Origin of the sequence: Pseudoduganella plicata (genome assembly GCF_004421005.1) — a bacterium.
GTDB lineage: Bacteria > Pseudomonadota > Gammaproteobacteria > Burkholderiales > Burkholderiaceae_D > Rugamonas > Rugamonas plicata.
The window spans coordinates 3,146,266-3,163,785 of record NZ_CP038026.1 but is presented as its reverse complement, the minus strand read 5'-3'; the positions used below and the strand labels follow the sequence as shown (position 1 = coordinate 3,163,785).

Sequence of the window (17,520 nt, the reverse complement as noted above, 5' to 3'; positions counted from 1 at the left end):
GTTCAGCAGCGTTGTTCAGTCGCGCTTGATGGTGGGCAGGGGGTTGGCTTGGGCGTCGCCGTTGCCCGGTGGCGCCTTTTGCACGCCGCGCTGTTCGCGCAGGTCGGTATCGACGAGACCGGCATCGATATCGCGCGCGGCCTGTTCGATGCGAGTGCGCCCGCCCTGGTGCTGGACGCCTTCGGTCGATTCGTCGCGCTCGTGCGGCAGCCGTTTGCCGCCGGTCGCGCCGACTTCGACATCGGTATTGATCTGGCGGTCCTTCTCGTTGGGCGAGGTGTCGTTGGTAGTGGTCATGATGGTGTCCTTCCATAAAAACTTAACTGAATCACATCATATCGACGATTAACGGGGTCGGTCGCGCGCTTGGACTGTTGGTTTCCCGTCTTGTCATGGTGCATTTATTGCATGGAATGCGTAGCATGTCGTTTTCACCAGGGGATCCGGAATTGAAACCAGCGACGATCGAAGCGGCCGGACGCCATGACGTGCCCGCCAGCTGCCGCAACTGCGGCACCGCCGTGAACGGCCATTACTGCGCTGCCTGCGGCCAGGAGACGCGGCTGCACATGCCGAGCCTGGGCGAGTTCGTCCATGAATTCGTCGGCCATTACGTGGCGCTGGAGGGACGCCTGTGGCGCACCCTCGCGCTGCTGCTGTTCCGTCCCGGCGCGCTGACCAACGAGTATCTGGCCGGCCGGCGGCGCCGTTATGTCGAGCCGCTGCGGCTGTACCTGTCCCTGTCGATCCTGTTTTTCGCGCTGATGAAACTATCCGGCACCGATGTCGTGCAGTTCAGTACCGGGGACGATGCCCACGGCAAGCCTGCCGCAACGCAGGCCGCGAAGCCGGGCGCGCTGGTGATCGGCGACGCGGACGACCTGCCGGCCGACATGCCGCGCCACACGACCTTGCCGACGCCGCTGGAAAAGCTGGCGCCGGGGCTGCGCGAGTCGATCGATCGCTTTGACCGCCTGAGCATGCAACAGAAGAGCGAGATCCTGCGGGCCAGCTTCTTCCGCTATGCGCCCTACGCGATGTTCTGCCTGATGCCGCTGTTCGCCCTGTACCTGAAACTGCTGTACCTGGGCACGGGCCGCCGCTACGGCGAGCACGTGCTGTTCGCGCTGCACACGAATGCCTTTGCGTTCGTGCTGTTCGGCGCCTTCCTCGTGATGCCCGAGGGCTTCCTGAAATTCGTCCTGTTCTGCTGGCTGCTGGTCTACCTGCCCTGGTCCATGCGGCGGGTCTATCGCAAGAGCGGCTGGGGGACGGCGTGGCGCTGGTTGCTGCTGGTGGGCCTGCATGGCCTGTCCTTGACGGTCGCCGTCGTCGTCGCGCTGGGCCTGGGCGTCGCATTCACCCACTGATTCACACTGAAGAACCATTATCTTGAATCCCGCTACGACCGCCCCGCGCTGGGGCATGGCGCTCGACCTGGAGCGCTGCATCGGCTGTCACGCCTGTTCCGTTGCCTGCAAGGTGGAGAACAGCGTCTCGCTGGGCCACTTCCGTACCAAGGTGTACTACCACGACTACCAGTCGGCCAACCCCGTCACGGCGCGGCCGATGATGAAGCGCACCTTCCTGCCCACCCTGTGCATGCAGTGCGAGGATGCGCCGTGCCTGAAGGCTTGCCCGAACGAGGCCATCGAGCGCGGTATTGACGGCATTGTGCGCATCGTCGAAGCGGACTGCGACCGCAGCCGCGACTGCATCAAGGCGTGCCCGTACGGCGCGCTGCACATCGATCCGGTGGCGCAGATCGCCGACAAATGCGATTTCTGTTCGCACCGGCTCGACGCGGGCATGGCGCCGGCCTGCGTCGAATCCTGCCCGGCCGACGTGTTCGCGTTCGGCGACCTGAACGACCCGGCCAGCGCCGTCAGCGTGTTCAACGCGCGCCACCGTGGCAGCCTGTCCGTCCTCAAGCCGGAAGAGCAGACGAAGCCCGTGGTGCAGTACCGCGGCTTGGGCGGCGTGGTGCCGCGCGCGGCCGAACGCAAGATCCCGAAGGGGCGCAACCACGACCCGTTCTCGTACGAGATCGACCGCTGGGCGGAGGAACGCTGATGGAGCGCCGTACCTTTATCGCGCGCGGCATCGCCGCGCTGGCCGGCCTCGGGCTGGGGGAACTGATCGAACTGGCGCCGGCGCAGGCGCTGACGTACCGGCCGCTGGTCGACGGCACGCAGCGCAAGGTGCGCAACGACTACGGCACGGCAAAACGCGTGACGACCGTCTGCCTGAACTGCTCGACGGTCTGCGGCATCGAGGCGTTCGTGCAGGACAACAAGGTCATCAAGATCCGCGGCAACCCGCGCGATCCGAACATGGCCAACTCGTTCATGACGTGCGCCAAGGGCCAGAGCGGCCCGACCATCAACGACTATCCGGAGCGCCTGCTGTATCCATTGAAGCGCGTGGGTGCCCGCGGCGAAGGAACATGGCAGCGCATCGGCTGGGACGAAGCCTACGACGAGATCGCACGCCGCATCCGCGCCAGCATCGACGCCGGCCATCCGGAGCGCGTGGCGCTGCACCAGGGTCGTTCGCGTATCGACGCCGAGATCAACCGCTTCCTCGGCGCCATCGGCTCGCCGGTGCAGCTGAATCACCGCGCCCTGTGCTCGTCGAACAAGCGCGCGGCCAATTACGTGTCGCTGGGCGAGACGGACTGGGAATCGATCGACGCGGAACGCTGCCGCTACTTCCTCAACTTCGGGGCCAACTTCTACGAAGCGCACCAGGGCGGCCTGCACCTCGTCAATCGGGTCGTCAAGGCGCGCTTCGACCACGGCGCCAAGCTGGTGACGTTCGACGTGCGCATGTCCAATACGGCGGGGCGCAGCGACGAGTGGCATCAGCCGTTCCCCGGCACCGAGGGCGCGCTGGCGCTGGCGATGGCTCACGTGATCGTGCGCGAGAATGTCTTCGACGCCGAGTTCGTGGACAATTTCGTGCAGCCCGGTCTCGATGCGATCCGCACATGGCTGGCGCCGTGCACGCCGGGGTGGGCGTCGAAACTGTCGGGCATCATGGCCGACGATATCGAGCGGCTGGCGCTGGAGTTCGCCGGGCAGCGGCCCGCCGCCGTCGCGTTCACCAATCGCGGCACCGGAGCGCACTACAACGGCTTCAACGCCGAGCGTGCCGTCGTCATGCTCAATGCGCTGGTGGGCTCGATCGCCCGGCCCGGCGGCTACTGTTACGGACTGGAGGAAAAGCTGTCCGCGTCGCGCTATCCTCAGCCGCAGCCGGCGCCGCCGCCCGTGAAGATCCGCACCGACCTGGAAGACCCGCCCGAGTGGCCGCTGGCGAACCGCTGGCAGAAGATGAAGGTAGGCCAGGTGGTGTACGACTTCCTGCGCGAGGGACGGGCGAAGGTGGACGTCTACATCAGCTACACGCTGGCCGCGCCGATGACGTGGCCGGAAGGGCGCAGCACGACGGTCGAGGTGCTGCGCGACGAGAAGCTGATTCCCTTCCACGTCTGCTCGGATATCGTCTATTCCGAAATGGCGCATTACGCCGACATGATCCTGCCCGATGCCACGTACCTGGAGCGCTGGGGCCTGGACATCCGCAACAACCTGGAACTGCAGCATTACGTGACGTTGCGCCAGCCGGTCGTGGCGCCGCCGGGAGAGGCGGTCAGCTTTGCCGACAGCCTGTTCGAGATCGGCCGCCGGCTCGGCCCCGCACAGGCGCGCTACTTCCAGTTCGGGAACCATGAAGCGTTCGTGCGTGCGCAGTGCGCGAAGCTGCCGACAGCGGGCCCGGACGGCCGGCGTTTCGCCGACGGTTTCGAGTACATGAAGCACTACGGCGTATACGTCGATACCAGTCAGCCGAAGCCTTACGAGGCGTACCGCAAGCCGCTGACGGCGAAGCAGCTGGAAGACACGCATGTCGAAGCCGGCATCGTGCGCAAGGCGGACGGCAAGCCGGCGGGGCTGGTCGTCGATGGCAAGGCGGTGCGCGGTTTTGCCACGCCGTCGCGCCGCTTCGAGATCCTCGCGCCCGAGGTGCGCGCGGTGGCGGCGAAGCTGGGGCTGCTTGACGACGGCATGCCGTCCTATCACGCCATCCCGTCGCACGAGGGCCTGGGCGCCGACCGGTTCATCCTGACGACGTTCAAGTGGAACGTGCACACGCAGGGCCGCACGGCGTCGCAGAAATACCTGAGCGAGATCGTGCACGACAACCCGATGTGGATGCACACGAGCGTGGCGCGGCGGCTGGGCGTGCGCACGGGCGACACCGTCGAACTGACGACGTATCGCCCCGTCGCGGACGGCCAGGCATGGCGCGGCACGGGCGGGAAAATCGGCACGGCGACAGTGAAGGTGTTCGTGACGGATGCGATCCACCCGCGTGTCCTGGCCGTTTCCAATTCGCTCGGCTGGGTCAGCGGCGGGCGCGCCGCGCAGGGCGTCAGCGGCCGGCGCGCCGACGTGGCGGCGCGCGGCATTGGGCCGGGCGCGGCGCAGGCGTTCGGGCCGGCGCCGGCAGTCGATGACCTCGACGCGCTGGTCTGGTGGGACGAACGCCGCGGCGGCCGCGGTAACGGGGTCAACATCAACGCGTTGCTGCCGATTAACCCGCAACCGCTGGTGGGCATGCAGTCGTGGTTCGATACGGTGTGCAGCGTGCGCAAGCCGCGTAAAACGCGGGCCTGATGCAATGTGGCAGGACGGCGCTTGCGGTTCTGTCGCGCTGCACTTATACTGGTCAAATATACAGTATTTTATCGTCGTGCCGTGCCGGAGGACGGTGGTGCAACGGTTGGGCAACGGTTCGGCAATGGTTTGGCAACGGTTCGGCAACGGCGGCAATGGCAGAAGAACGGGGAATGGTTTACTCTTCGGCGTGTCGCCACCCGGGGATGGCTGCCGGTTTGCCTTCCGGTTTTGCCGCTCCTATATGAACTGCTGAGTATTTATGTCCGCCACGCCTGCCGCTGTGCCACCCATTTACAACACGATCGCGCTGGTTGTCCGTCCCAACACGGCCGGCATCGAGGATTCCGTGCGCCATGTGCTCGGCTTCCTGCAGGAGGGCGGCTACAGCGTGGTGTTTGAAACGGAAACGGCCGCGCACCTGAACATGCCGGAGATTCCGTCGATGAGCCCGCAAGGCATCGGCGAGAAGGCCGACGTTGCCATCGTCATGGGCGGCGATGGCACGATGCTGGGGATCGCCCGCCAGCTGGCACCGTTCGAGGTGCCGCTGATCGGTATCAACCAGGGCCGGCTGGGCTTCATGACGGATATTCCGCTGGAAGGCATGCTGCCCGTGCTGAGCAAGATCCTGGCGGGGGAGCACAAGGCGGAGCGCCGCACCTTGCTGGAAGGGCGGGTGCTGCGCGACGGCAAGCCGATCCATATCGGGCTGGCCGTCAACGACGTCGTCGTCTCGCGCGGGGCGGGAGCGGGGATGGCGGAACTGCGCGTGGATGTGGACGAGCATTTCATGTACAACCAGCGTTCGGACGGCCTGATCGTCTCGACGCCGACGGGGTCGACGGCGTATGCGCTGTCGGCGGGCGGACCGCTGCTGCATCCCACGCTGGGGGGCATCGTGCTGGTGCCGATCGCGCCGCACGCGCTGTCGAACCGGCCGATCGTGCTGCCCGATTCGAGCGAGATCGTCATCGAGATCATGCGCGGGCGCGACATCACGGTGAACTTCGACATGCAGACGTTCGCCAGCCTGCAGCCGCAGGACCGCATCCACATCCGCCGCTCGCCGCACACGATCACCTTCCTGCACCCTGAAGGCTGGAGCTACTACAACACGCTGCGCAACAAGCTGCACTGGAACGAGTACCCGTCCAGCGACGGGAAAATCTGATCAATCTGGAACCTATGCTTCGTACACTGTCCATCCGCGACTTCGTCATTGTCGATGTAATTGAACTGGAATTTACCGCCGGCTTCACGGTGTTTACGGGCGAAACGGGGGCCGGCAAGTCGATCCTGATCGACGCGCTGACCCTGGCGCTGGGCGGCCGCGGCGACGCATCCGTCGTGCGGGAAGGCGCGCCCAGGGCCGACATCACGGCCGACTTCGCCGTGACGGCGGGGGCGCAAGCCTGGCTCGATGCGCACGAGTTCACGTCGGAGGACGGCGGCGCGCTGCTGCGCCGCGTGATCGACAACGCGGGGCGCTCGAAGGCCTACATCAACGGTATCGCCGCCACGGCCGCGCAGCTGCGCGAGCTGGGCGACCTGCTGGTGGACATCCACGGCCAGCACGCGCACCAGTCGCTGCTGAAGACGGATGCGCAGCGCGAGTTGCTGGACAACCAGGCCGGCGCCAACGTGCGCGACGTGGCGCTGGCGTACAAGGCATGGCGCGCGGTGGCGAAGCAGCTGGAGGAATTCGAGACCAACGCGGCCAACGTGCTGCTGGAGCGCGAGCGCCTGGAATGGCAGGTGGGCGAGCTGGACAAGCTGGCCGCGAAACCGGGCGAGTGGAGCGAGATCGGCAACGAGCACAGCCGGCTGTCGCATGCGGCCAGCCTGCTGGAAGGCGCACAGGAGGCGCTGTCCGTGATCTCGGAATCGGACGAGCAGCCGATCGTGTCGCAACTGGCGTCGCTGAACCAGAAGCTGACCAAGCTGGTGTCGGTGGATGCGGAGCTGCAGCCCGTCGTCGACCTGATCGAGTCGGCGCGCATCCAGTTGCAGGAATCGGTGTATGCGCTGAACACGTACCTGGACCGGGTGGAACTGGACCCGGACCGGCTGCGCCAGGTCGATGCGCGGATGGAAGCGCTGCACTCGGCGGCGCGCAAGTTCCGCGTCGATGCGGACGAACTGCCGGCCGAGCACGCGCGCCTGGCCGCGCAACTGGCGCAGCTGGCGGACGCGACGGATATGGAAGGGCTGCGCAAGCAGGAAGGCAAGCTCAAGGCCGAATACATGGCCGTGGCCGGACAGCTGTCTGCCACGCGCGCCGCGGCGGCCCGCTCGCTGAGCGACGCGGTGACGCAGGCGATGCAGGACCTGAACATGACGGGCGGGCGCTTCGAGGTGGCGCTGCACCCGGCCGAGCCGTCCGCGAAAGGGCTGGAGCAGGTCGAGTTCATGGTGGCCGGCCACGCCGGCGTCGTGCCGCGGCCACTTGCCAAGGTGGCGTCGGGCGGCGAACTGGCGCGCATTTCGCTGGCGATCTCCGTCATCACGTCGCACGCGACAACCGTACCGACGCTGATCTTCGACGAAGTCGACAGCGGCATCGGCGGCGGCGTCGCCGAGGTGGTGGGGCGGCTGCTGAAGCGCCTGGGGCAGGAGCGGCAGGTGCTGTGCGTCACGCACTTGCCGCAGGTGGCCAGCCAGGGCAACAGCCACTTCCAGGTGGCGAAAAGCACGCTGGAAAACGGCAAGACCGCGTCGCGCATCGAAGTGCTGGACGCCAAGGCCCGCGTGGAAGAAGTGGCGCGGATGCTGGGCGGGCTGGAGATCACCGCCACCACGCGCAAGCATGCGCGGGAGTTGCTGGCGCTGTAGGCAATTGCGACCGGCACCAATCCTGCAATGGTGCCGGTTCCCGGCAGCTCAGATGTCCTTGCAACGTCGAACGTCAAACACCGGATAGCCACCCTGTGGCAATGTCCGCAACCACTGCCGCAAGTCGACCGACGCCGGCAATGCCCGCTTCAGCTCGCCCAGCTCCCGGCACGCAAAGCGCACGTCGCCGGCCGCCACCAGCGCGGCTGCCATCTCGCGGTAATGTTCCGCCGGCTGTTCTTCGCGGCGCAGCGTCTCGTAGTAATCCAGATAGATCGGCCGCGCGCTGGCGCTGAAATCCGGGGCAAAGACGGGTTGCGCGGCGGCGCCGTCCAACGTGTGGACGTACGGGAAATACACCGGTCCCGTGACGCCGCGGAACACGTCGCGGCGCAGTACGCGAGTGCGCAGGACGCCCTTGCGGTCCAGGCCGATGGGGGCGGGCGTATCGAAAAAGTCGAGCTGGGCCAGCGGCGTGGGTTCGGGCGCCAGCCGGAACACGGTTTTCGTGTAATGCCGCCCGCCCAGGTGACCGCACAGCGCCACGAAATCGCCACCGAGATATTCGACGGCCGGCTCGTCGCCGCAGCCGGGCCGCAGCGCGGTGTCTTCTTCGTACACGAGGACCTGCCCATCCTCGCGCGTGATGTGGATCGTGCCGACGACTTCGCCGTGCAGGTCGCCCACCGCCGTTTCGATGCGCTCCTGGTAGGAAAACGTATGGCCGTCCTGCGTCAGCACGGCATTCTGCGCGCTGGCCTGCAGCGCGATGGCGGCCAGGGCCGTCGCCGCTGCAACCCGCGTCACGACCGCCAGCCGGGAATAATGGACACCCGTCATGTTGATTACCCTGTCTGGAAAATATATTGCTGTTGTTGCCAACAATATAATACAACGGCCGGATTATTCCAGCGGTAAGCAGGGCAGCGGTCCGGATGAGGGCCGCATATAATGGCTTTCTGTATTTCCCTCGCCCATCACAACAACAGCCATGCCTTTCGCCAAAGAACCTCCCCACCAGCACGGCACGGTCAGCCGCAGCGCCGTCGTGCTCGTCAATCTGGGCACGCCGGACGCCCCCACCCGTGGCGCCGTGCGGCGTTATCTGAAACAGTTCCTGTCCGACCCGCGCGTCGTCGAGATTCCGCGGGCGATCTGGTGGTTCATCCTGCATGGGATCATCCTGCCGTTCCGCTCCGGCGCATCGGCCAAGAAATACGCGTCGATCTGGACGCGCGACGGCTCGCCGCTGCGCGTGCACACCAGCAACCAGGCCATGCTGCTGCACGAGGCGCTGAACGAGCGCGGCCACGGCGACGTCATCGTGGCGATGGCGATGCGCTACGGCTCGCCGTCGTTGCCCGACGTCCTGGCGCGCCTGAAGGAGGACGGGTGCGACCGCATCGCCATCGTTCCCGCCTACCCGCAGTATTCCGGCACGACCACCGGTTCGATCTGGGATGCCGTGTTCGCGCACTACAAGAAGATCCGCAACGTTCCCGAACTGCGTCTGGTGAAGAATTACCATGACCACGACGGCTATATCGAGGCGCTGCGCCAGAACATCCTGGCGCACTGGGACACGCACGGCCGCGGCGAGAAGCTCATCATGAGTTTTCACGGCGTGCCCAAGCGCACGCTGATGCTGGGCGACCCGTACCACTGCGAGTGCCACAAGACGGCGCGCCTGCTGGCGGCCCGGCTGAAGCTGAAACCCGAGGACTACCTCGTCACGTTCCAGTCCCGTTTCGGCAAGGCCGAATGGCTGCAGCCCTACACGGCGCCGACCGTGGCGCAGCTGGCGCGCGATGGCGTGCGCCGCCTGGACGTGATCTGCCCCGGCTTCACCAGCGACTGCCTGGAAACGCTGGAGGAAATCGCCATGGAGGTGCGCCACGACTTCCTCAGTAACGGTGGCAAGGAATTCCAGTACATCCCCTGCCTGAACGAAGGCCCCCACTGGATTTCGGCCCTGGCCGAGATCGCCGAACAGCACATGATCGGCTGGCCGACAATGATGACGCCCGCCCAGCGCGCGCAGCGTCAGCTCGATGCCGACCAGGGCAGGGAAGCGGCGCTGGCCAAAGGCGCGCTTCAGTAACCTCTCCCAGCTGTTGCATAGTTGTCACTGGCAAGTGTTGTTAGCACTTGCCGGGGAGGAGTGCCAGCCTGTTAAAATATTCAGTTGCGGGCATTCACCCCAGGTTGTCGCGCGCCCATGAAAGGCCTGCCAACCTGCGCACAATGTGCGCTACCGGGTAGACAAGGGCGCACAATAACCCTTGAAAAGGTAGGGGATAGGCCCATATGCGGCCAGTGCAACGGAGGAAGCGGCAGCGAAATGGCGCTCTCCGGCAATGTCTAACAACAGATTGTAGGAGTCTATAGATGCAAGATCAGGAAAATCAGGCCAGCCCTAATCCCGATGAGGAACTGGCATCCGCCCAGCCTTCGACTCCCGCCGAGCCAGCCGCCCAGGCCGCCCCGAGCCTGGAAGAGCAGCTCGCCGCCACCGAAGCGAAACTGGCGGAGATGCATGAGGCGTTTCTGCGTGCCAAGGCTGAAGGCGACAATATCCGCCGCCGGGCACAGGAAGACGTGGCCAAGGCGCACAAATTCGCCGTCGAGAGCTTCGCCGAGGCCATGGTGCCGGTGAAAGACAGCCTGGAAATGGCGTTGAAGGTGGAAGTGCCCACGATCGAATCGCTGCGCGAAGGCGTCGAGATGACCCTGAAGCAGCTGACCGCCGCGTTCGAGCGCAACCGTCTGCTGGAAGTCGTGCCGGCCGCCGGCGACAAGCTGGACCCGAACAAGCACCAGGCCGTGGCCATGGTGCCGGCCGAGCAGGAAGCCAATACCGTTGTTGCCGTGCTGCAGAAGGGTTACATGATTGCCGACCGCCTGCTGCGTCCGGCGATCGTGACGGCTGCCCAGCCAAAATAAATCGTCGGGGGTTGGAACCCCTTGAAAAGAAACACGATTTTCCGCATATAACAAACATCAGAAACTACACAAGTTAAGGAAGAACAAATCATGGGCAAAATGATCGGTATTGACCTGGGCACCACCAACTCCTGCGTCGCCATCATGGAAAATGGCCAGCCGAAGGTCATCGAGAACGCGGAAGGCGCGCGGACCACGCCGTCCATCATCGCTTACCAGGAAGATGGCGAGATTCTCGTCGGCGCGCCGGCGAAACGCCAGGCCGTCACCAATCCACGCAACACGCTGTTCGCGGTGAAGCGCCTGATCGGCCGTAAGTTCCAGGAGAAGGAAGTCCAGAAGGACATCTCCCTGATGCCTTACGAAATCACCAAGGCCGACAACGGCGACGCATGGATCGGCGTGCGCGACAAGAAACTGGCGCCACCGCAGATTTCTGCGGAAGTGCTGCGCAAGATGAAAAAGACCGCCGAGGACTACCTGGGCGAAGAAGTGACGGAAGCCGTCATCACGGTGCCTGCTTACTTCAACGACTCGCAGCGTCAGGCAACGAAGGACGCCGGCCGTATCGCCGGCCTGGACGTCAAGCGCATCATCAACGAGCCGACCGCCGCTGCGCTGGCATTCGGCCTGGACAAGACCGACAAGGGCGACCGCAAGATCGCCGTGTATGACCTGGGTGGCGGCACGTTCGACATCTCGATCATCGAAATCGCCGACGTGGATGGCGAGAAGCAGTTCGAAGTGCTGTCGACCAACGGCGACACGTTCCTGGGCGGCGAAGACTTCGACCAGCGCGTGATCGACTACATCATCGACGAATTCAAGAAGATCAATGGCCTGGACCTGAAGAAGGATCCGATTGCCCTGCAGCGCATCAAGGCTTCGGCCGAGCGCGCGAAGATCGAACTGTCGTCGTCGCAGCAGACCGAGATCAACGAGCCGTACATCGCCATGGCGAACGGCGCGCCGGTCCACCTGAACCTCAAAATGACCCGCGCCAAGCTGGAATCGCTGGTGGAAGAACTGATCTCCGCCACGATCGAGCCATGCCGCACCGCCATCAAGGACGCCGGCGTCAAGGTCTCCGATATCGACGACATCATCCTGGTCGGCGGCATGACCCGTATGCCGAAGGTGCAGGAAAAAGTGAAGGAATTCTTCGGCAAGGATCCACGCAAGGACGTGAACCCTGACGAAGCCGTCGCTGTCGGTGCCGCCATCCAGGGCGCCGTGCTGTCGGGCGACCGCAAGGACCTGCTGCTGCTGGACGTGACCCCGCTGTCGCTGGGTATCGAAACGCTGGGCGGCGTGATGACGAAGATGATCCACAAGAACACGACGATCCCGACCAAGTTCTCGCAAGTGTTCTCGACCGCCGACGACAACCAGCCTGCCGTGACCATCAAGGTCTACCAGGGCGAGCGTGAAATCGCCGCCGGCAACAAGGCGCTGGGCGAATTCAACCTGGAAGGCATCCCGCCGGCAGCACGCGGTACGCCACAGATCGAAGTGACCTTCGACATCGACGCCAACGGCATCCTGCACGTGGGCGCGAAGGACAAGGCCACCGGCAAGGAAAACAAGATCACCATCAAAGCCAACTCCGGCCTGTCGGAAGAGGAAATCCAGAAGATGGTGAAGGACGCCGAACTGAATGCCGACGAAGACAAGAAGGTCAAGGAACTGGCCGAGTCGCGCAACCAGGCCGACGCGCTGGTGCACTCGACCCGCAAGTCCCTGACCGAATACGGCGACAAGCTGGACGCCGGCGAGAAAGAGAAGATCGAAGCGGCGATCACGGATCTGGAAGGCTCGATCAAGTCGGGCGACAAGGCCACGATCGACGCCAAGATCGCCACCCTGACGGAAGCGGCGCAGAAGCTGGGCGAGAAGATGTACGCCGACATGCAGGCGCAGCAGGCAGCAGGCGGTGGTGCCGATGCCGGCGCGGCCGGTAGCCAGCAGCAGCCTGGCGCCGATGCGCGTGCGCAGCAGGACGACGTGGTCGACGCCGACTTCAAGGAAGTCAAGGACAACAAGTAAGCCTGAGTCAGCCAACTTCGGTCGGCTGATGTCCTGACCCGCCGAGCGGAGCTGCCGTACCCACGGGGCCCGCTCGGCTTTTTCGCATAATCGGTATCAGTTCTGTAAGCAAGGTGCCTCCCTATGGCAAAGCGTGATTTTTACGAGATTCTCGGTCTGGCAAAGAATGCCTCGGACGACGAGATCAAGAAGGCCTATCGCAAGCTGGCGATGAAATACCATCCGGACCGCAATCCGGATAACAAGGAAGCGGAAGAAAAGTTCAAGGAGGCGAAGGAAGCCTACGAGATGCTGTCCAATCCGGAAAAACGCGAAGCGTATGACCGTTACGGCCACGCCGGCGTCGATCCGAACATGGGCGGCGGCGGTGGCTTCGGCGGCGCGGGCGGCTTCGGCGACGCGTTTGGCGACATCTTTGGCGATATCTTCGGTGGTGGCGGCGGCCGTCGCGGCGGCGGACCCCAGGTCTACCGCGGCGCCGACCTGCGCTACAACCTGGAGATCACGCTGGAGCAGGCCGCGCACGGCTTCGACACGACGATCCGCGTGCCGTCCTGGGACAAGTGCGATACCTGCCACGGCTCCGGCGCCAAGCCGGGCACGTCGCCCGTCACGTGCTCGACCTGCGGCGGACACGGCCAGGTGCGCATGCAGCAGGGCTTCTTCAGCATCCAGCAGACGTGCCCGAAGTGCCACGGCACCGGCAAGATCATTCCGGAACCATGCCCGTCCTGCTCCGGCCAGGGCCGCATCAAGCGCAACAAGACGCTGGAAGTGAAGATCCCCGTCGGTATCGACAACGGCATGCGCATCCGCTCGTCCGGCAACGGCGAACCCGGAACCAACGGCGGGCCGCCGGGCGACCTGTATGTGGAGATCCACATCAAGCCGCACCCGGTATTCCAGCGCGAAGGCGACGACCTGCACTGCGAGATGCCGATCTCGTTTGCCAAGGCGGCATTGGGCGGCGAAATCGAAGTGCCGACGCTGTCCGGCAAGGTGTCGTTCACCGTTCCTGAAGGCACGCAGTCCGGCAAGACGTTCCGTCTGAAGGGCAAGGGCATCAAGGGCGTGCGCTCCGGCTACCCGGGCGACCTGTTCTGCCACGTGGCCGTCGAAACGCCGGTCAAGCTGACGGAAAAGCAGAAGGAACTGCTGCGCGAGTTCGACCGCGCGACCAACGAAGGCGGCTCGAAGCACAGCCCGCAGTCGAAGTCGTGGATGGATAAGGTCAAAGACTTTTTTGAGTAAGTAGTTCCCGGGGAGCCAGGAAAACCGGTGACAGGCTCCTATTTCCGGGAAAAGCGTCCGGGAACAGGGGCCTGTCACCAGCATCGGGTAAACTACCGCCTGCTTCCCATCGGCCGCCCTTTGCCGTGAGGCGATTGGCGGCTTTGTCATGTCTGAGAGGAATATTATGAGCGACCAAATCGATAGCCCGTCCGACCTGCAAAATCTGCTGAACAATAACCGCCGCTGGGCCGATTCGATGGTCGAGCGCGATCCGGAGTTTTTTCAGCGACTGGCCAATCAGGCATCGCCCGAGTATCTGTGGATCGGCTGCTCCGACAGCCGCGTTCCCGCAAATGAACTGCTGGGCCTACTGCCCGGCGACGTGTTCGTCCATCGCAATATCGCCAACGTCGTCGTGCACTCCGACCTGAACTGCCTCTCCGTGCTGCAGTTTGCCATCGAGGTGCTGAAGGTGAAACACGTCATCATCGTCGGACACTATGGCTGCAAGGGCGTGCATGCCGCGCTGACCGGCGCCCGCGTCGGGCTCGTCGACAACTGGCTGCGCCACGTGCAGGACGTCAGCCAGAAGCACGAACGCTATCTGGGCACCGTGCTGGACGAGCAGAAGCGCAGCGAGAAGCTGTGCGAGCTGAACGTGGTCGAACAGGTCGTCAACGTCTGCTCCACCACCATTGTGCGCGACGCGTGGGACCGCGGCCAGCCTCTCAGCGTGCATGGCTGGGTGTACGGCCTGAAGGACGGCCTCCTCCACGATCTGGGCATGCGCGTCAGCAGCCACGAGGAACTGGCGCCACGGCTGGCAAACCGGCTGGCGGCCTACAATGCGGCTGCTGCGGAGTAACGAACCGTCTCTGCCGGACAATATTTCCAAAAATCGGGGACTGTGCCCGATTTTTGGAATTTTCTCCAGTGACCCGGCTTTGCACCGGCACATCACTCGTGTGACGCAAACCTGACCCACAACTCAGGTATACTGTATGCCTATACAGTCAAGGCGCCGCCATGGAACTGATCGACAAACTGGAAATCCTCGCCGACGCGGCCAAATACGACGCGTCGTGCGCCAGCAGTGGGGCGCCCAAGCGCTCGTCGGAAGGCAAGGATGGCATTGGCGCGACCAACGGCATGGGCATCTGCCACAGCTATACGCCCGATGGCCGCTGCGTCTCGCTGCTGAAGATCCTGCTGACGAATTTCTGCATCTACGACTGCCAGTATTGCGTCAACCGGCGTACCTCGAACGTTCCCCGCGCCCGCTTTACCGTCGACGAAGTCGTCAAGCTGACGGTCGATTTCTACCTGCGCAATTACATCGACGGCCTGTTCCTCAGTTCCGGCATCATCCAGTCGGCCGACTACACGATGGAGCAGCTGGTGGCGATCGCGCGCGAGCTGCGCGAGGTGCACCAGTTCCGCGGCTACATCCACCTGAAGACGATTCCGGACGCCGATCCGGCGCTGATCGACGCGGCCGGCCGCTATGCCGACCGCCTGTCCGTGAATATCGAACTGCCCACGCAGGACAGCGTGCAGCGCCTGGCGCCCGAGAAAAACGTCCACACGATCAAGCTCGCCATGGGCAATATCCGCCTGAAGCTGGACGAGAAGGAAGCGGAACCGAAGGCGCCGAAGTTCGCGCCGGCGGGACAGAGCACGCAGATGATCGTCGGCGCCGATGCCAGCGACGACCAGCGCATCCTGACGACGGCCGAAACGCTGTACGGCAGCTATAAACTGAAGCGCGTCTACTACTCGGCGTTCAGCCCCATCCCGCAAAGTCCGAAATCGGTGCCACTGGCACCGCCGCCGATGCTGCGCGAGCACCGCCTGTACCAGGCCGACTTCCTGCTGCGCAGCTATGGTTTCCAGGTCAACGAGCTGCTGCCGACGTCCGGCAACCTGGCGCTGGACATCGACCCGAAACTGGCGTGGGCGCTGGCCAACCGCGAACACTTCCCGATGGACCTCAATCGCGCGGAGCCGGCCATGATCGCGCGCATCCCCGGCATCGGGCTGCGCAATGCCAAGCGCATCGTCGAGCTGCGGCGCATGCGCCAGGTGCGCTATGCCGACCTCGCCCGCCTCAAATGCAGCATGAAGAAGATCGCGCCCTTCATCGTCACGGCCGACTATCGTCCCGCGCGCGATACCACGCCGTCCGATGCGCTGCGCCGGTCAATGGCCGATGTGCAGCAACAGCAGATGCCCTTATGGCCGGAGCTGCAGGCCGCATGAGCATCGACGGCGAGCCGGGCGACGCCGACGAGACCGCGGCGCCCGTCGACGCCGTCGCGCTGGCAATCGCCGGCCACCCCATCCCTGTCGAATCGTTCGGCGACTTCCGCACCGCCGCGCGCGACCTGATCGTGCGCCGGATCCCCCCTGAATCCGTACAATGGTCCGGCACGCAGCACGCGGGTGGCGACCTGCTCAGCGCGGCCAACACGGGCCTGGTCCCGGCACTGCCGGCCGATCTGCTGGACCAGCCGCCAGCGCCGCCGCCGCGTATTCCGCGCGCGTTGATGGAGATGCTGCAAGGCGCCGCCTGTTACCGTGCCCCGGACCGCTGGGGCTTCCTGTACAAGGTGCTGTGGCGCTGGCAACTGGGACAACAGGAGATCCTGTCGATGGCAGACGAAGACGGCGCCCGCCTGCAGCACATGGTCAAGGCCGTGCGGCACGAAGAACACGACATGCATGCCTACCTGCGCTTTCGCGAACGGCCGCCCGAAGCAGGCGACCCGCGCTTCGTCGCGTGGTTCGAACCGGCGCATGACGTGCTGCCGCAGGTCGCCCAGCACTTCGCCAGGCGCATGGGCAAGATCAGCTGGATGATCGGCACGCCCGATGCCACGGTGGCGTGGGATGGCAGCACGCTGCATGCGACTGGCCCGCTGATGCGCAGCGCGGCGGATGTCGAGGACAGCGGCGAAGCGCTGTGGCTGACGTACTACCGCTCCATCTTCAACCCGGCCCGGCTGAACGCGGGGACCATGCACGGTCACATCCGCTCGCGCTTCTGGAAGAATTTGCCCGAGGCGGCCGTCGTGCCGCACATGGTGTCGCAGGCTGCCGCGGGCGCGCGCAAGGTGGGCCAGCTCGATACGGTCGGCAAGCGCACCGGCACGACCATTCCCATCGCCCCGGAAAAGGCGGCGCCGGAGCGTCAGCAACCCAGCTCGCTGGACGACTGCCGCCGCTGCGACCTGTGGCAGAACGCCACGCAGGCCGTGGCCGGGCAGGGCGTGCATCACGCGAAGATCATGCTGGTGGGCGAGCAGCCGGGCGACCAGGAGGACCTGGCCGGCAAGCCGTTCGTCGGCCCGGCCGGCGCGTTGCTGGACAAGGCCATGGACGAAGCGGCTATGGACCGCAGGAAGATCTACATTACGAATGCGGTCAAACACTTCAAGTGGGAGCCGCGCGGCAAGCGCCGCCTGCACAAGACGCCGGCACAGAAGGAAGTGATGGCGTGCCACTACTGGCTGGAGACGGAGCTGGAAACCGTCAAGCCCGAAGTCCTCGTAGCCCTGGGCAGCACGGCGCTGAAATCGATCCTGCAGTCGGGCAGCGTGACGATGAAGGACCATATCGGCAAACCGTTCCGGCATGAAGGGCGCTGGGTCGTCGTTACCTACCACCCGTCCTATGCGCTGCGCGTGCCAAGCGCCGAGGCGCGGCACGAAGCGGTGGCCGCGATTGTCGCGGCGCTGAAGCTGGCGCAGCGCCTGGCGGACGGCGAGACGCCGGAGTAATC

13 protein-coding genes and 1 pseudogene are annotated in these 17,520 nt (G+C 64.8%); 12 read left to right on the top strand and 2 right to left on the bottom strand.

What is annotated here, in order from left to right; translation table 11 throughout:
- Positions 1-15 precede the first annotated feature (15 nt).
- Complete coding sequence (locus tag E1742_RS13810; protein WP_134385498.1) at positions 16-297, bottom strand: hypothetical protein; 282 nt, start codon at positions 295-297, stop codon at positions 16-18.
- Between the two features lie 152 nt (positions 298-449).
- Here E1742_RS13810 and E1742_RS13805 point away from each other — a divergent pair, with 152 nt between their 5' ends.
- The 5 genes from E1742_RS13805 to recN all read left to right on the top strand — a co-directional run bounded on the left by E1742_RS13805 (position 450) and on the right by recN (position 7,517).
- A complete protein-coding gene (locus E1742_RS13805) occupies positions 450-1,370 on the top strand; it encodes a DUF3667 domain-containing protein (RefSeq protein WP_229465957.1) in 921 nt (306 codons plus the stop codon).
- Between the two features lie 22 nt (positions 1,371-1,392).
- Positions 1,393-2,073 (top strand): 4Fe-4S dicluster domain-containing protein, encoded by a 681-nt coding sequence (locus E1742_RS13800; RefSeq protein ID WP_134385496.1) that lies wholly within the window; start codon positions 1,393-1,395, stop codon positions 2,071-2,073.
- Positions 2,073-4,682: a molybdopterin-containing oxidoreductase family protein gene (locus E1742_RS13795; RefSeq protein ID WP_166793487.1), complete on the top strand. Its 2,610-nt coding sequence runs from the start codon at positions 2,073-2,075 to the stop codon at positions 4,680-4,682. The genes E1742_RS13800 and E1742_RS13795 overlap by 1 nt, the downstream gene beginning before the upstream one ends.
- Positions 4,683-4,944: 262 nt before the next feature.
- On the top strand, positions 4,945-5,856 hold the full coding sequence (locus tag E1742_RS13790) for an NAD kinase (protein ID WP_134385494.1): 912 nt from the start codon (positions 4,945-4,947) through the stop codon (positions 5,854-5,856).
- A 14-nt stretch (positions 5,857-5,870) separates the two neighbouring features.
- Positions 5,871-7,517: a DNA repair protein RecN gene (recN, locus tag E1742_RS13785; RefSeq protein WP_134385493.1), complete on the top strand. Its 1,647-nt coding sequence runs from the start codon at positions 5,871-5,873 to the stop codon at positions 7,515-7,517.
- 48 nt (positions 7,518-7,565) lie between these two features.
- Here recN and E1742_RS13780 read toward each other — a convergent pair whose 3' ends face one another.
- Positions 7,566-8,357, bottom strand: coding sequence for a hypothetical protein (locus E1742_RS13780; protein WP_134385492.1), 792 nt, complete (start codon positions 8,355-8,357; stop codon positions 7,566-7,568).
- Positions 8,358-8,508: 151 nt separating this feature from the next.
- On the opposite strand from E1742_RS13780, the gene hemH reads away from it, so the two are divergent.
- The 7 genes and pseudogenes from hemH (at position 8,509) to E1742_RS13745 (ending at position 17,518) form a co-directional block, all read left to right on the top strand.
- Complete coding sequence (gene hemH, locus E1742_RS13775; protein ID WP_134385491.1) at positions 8,509-9,618, top strand: ferrochelatase; 1,110 nt, start codon at positions 8,509-8,511, stop codon at positions 9,616-9,618.
- Between the two features lie 287 nt (positions 9,619-9,905).
- Positions 9,906-10,460 (top strand): nucleotide exchange factor GrpE, encoded by a 555-nt coding sequence (gene grpE, locus E1742_RS13770; protein ID WP_134385490.1) that lies wholly within the window; start codon positions 9,906-9,908, stop codon positions 10,458-10,460.
- Between the two features lie 72 nt (positions 10,461-10,532).
- Positions 10,533-12,506 (top strand): annotated as a pseudogene (gene dnaK / locus E1742_RS13765) (molecular chaperone DnaK); the annotation flags it as partial.
- 123 nt (positions 12,507-12,629) lie between these two features.
- Positions 12,630-13,757, top strand: a complete 1,128-nt coding sequence (gene dnaJ / locus E1742_RS13760; protein ID WP_134385488.1) for a molecular chaperone DnaJ — start codon at positions 12,630-12,632, stop codon at positions 13,755-13,757.
- A gap of 166 nt (positions 13,758-13,923) precedes the next feature.
- Positions 13,924-14,604: a carbonate dehydratase gene (can, locus tag E1742_RS13755; RefSeq protein WP_134385487.1), complete on the top strand. Its 681-nt coding sequence runs from the start codon at positions 13,924-13,926 to the stop codon at positions 14,602-14,604.
- A 161-nt stretch (positions 14,605-14,765) separates the two neighbouring features.
- Positions 14,766-15,998: a putative DNA modification/repair radical SAM protein gene (locus E1742_RS13750; protein WP_134385486.1), complete on the top strand. Its 1,233-nt coding sequence runs from the start codon at positions 14,766-14,768 to the stop codon at positions 15,996-15,998.
- Complete coding sequence (locus E1742_RS13745) at positions 15,995-17,518, top strand: UdgX family uracil-DNA binding protein (RefSeq protein ID WP_134385485.1); 1,524 nt, start codon at positions 15,995-15,997, stop codon at positions 17,516-17,518. Before E1742_RS13750 ends, E1742_RS13745 begins: the two co-directional genes overlap by 4 nt.
- Positions 17,519-17,520: the final 2 nt, after the last annotated feature.

Bases quoted from the DNA above. Each gene is read 5' to 3' on its own strand.
- E1742_RS13780 (WP_134385492.1), bottom strand. From the start codon at position 8,357: ATGACGGGTGTCCATTATTCCCGGCTGGCGGTCGTGACGCGGGTTGCA.
- E1742_RS13790 (WP_134385494.1), top strand. From the start codon at position 4,945: ATGTCCGCCACGCCTGCCGCTGTGCCACCCATTTACAACACGATCGCG.
- E1742_RS13750 (WP_134385486.1), top strand. From the start codon at position 14,766: ATGGAACTGATCGACAAACTGGAAATCCTCGCCGACGCGGCCAAATAC.
- recN (WP_134385493.1), top strand. From the start codon at position 5,871: ATGCTTCGTACACTGTCCATCCGCGACTTCGTCATTGTCGATGTAATT.
- dnaJ (WP_134385488.1), top strand. From the start codon at position 12,630: ATGGCAAAGCGTGATTTTTACGAGATTCTCGGTCTGGCAAAGAATGCC.
- can (WP_134385487.1), top strand. From the start codon at position 13,924: ATGAGCGACCAAATCGATAGCCCGTCCGACCTGCAAAATCTGCTGAAC.
- E1742_RS13745 (WP_134385485.1), top strand. From the start codon at position 15,995: ATGAGCATCGACGGCGAGCCGGGCGACGCCGACGAGACCGCGGCGCCC.
- grpE (WP_134385490.1), top strand. From the start codon at position 9,906: ATGCAAGATCAGGAAAATCAGGCCAGCCCTAATCCCGATGAGGAACTG.
- E1742_RS13795 (WP_166793487.1), top strand. From the start codon at position 2,073: ATGGAGCGCCGTACCTTTATCGCGCGCGGCATCGCCGCGCTGGCCGGC.
- hemH (WP_134385491.1), top strand. From the start codon at position 8,509: ATGCCTTTCGCCAAAGAACCTCCCCACCAGCACGGCACGGTCAGCCGC.
- E1742_RS13810 (WP_134385498.1), bottom strand. From the start codon at position 297: ATGACCACTACCAACGACACCTCGCCCAACGAGAAGGACCGCCAGATC.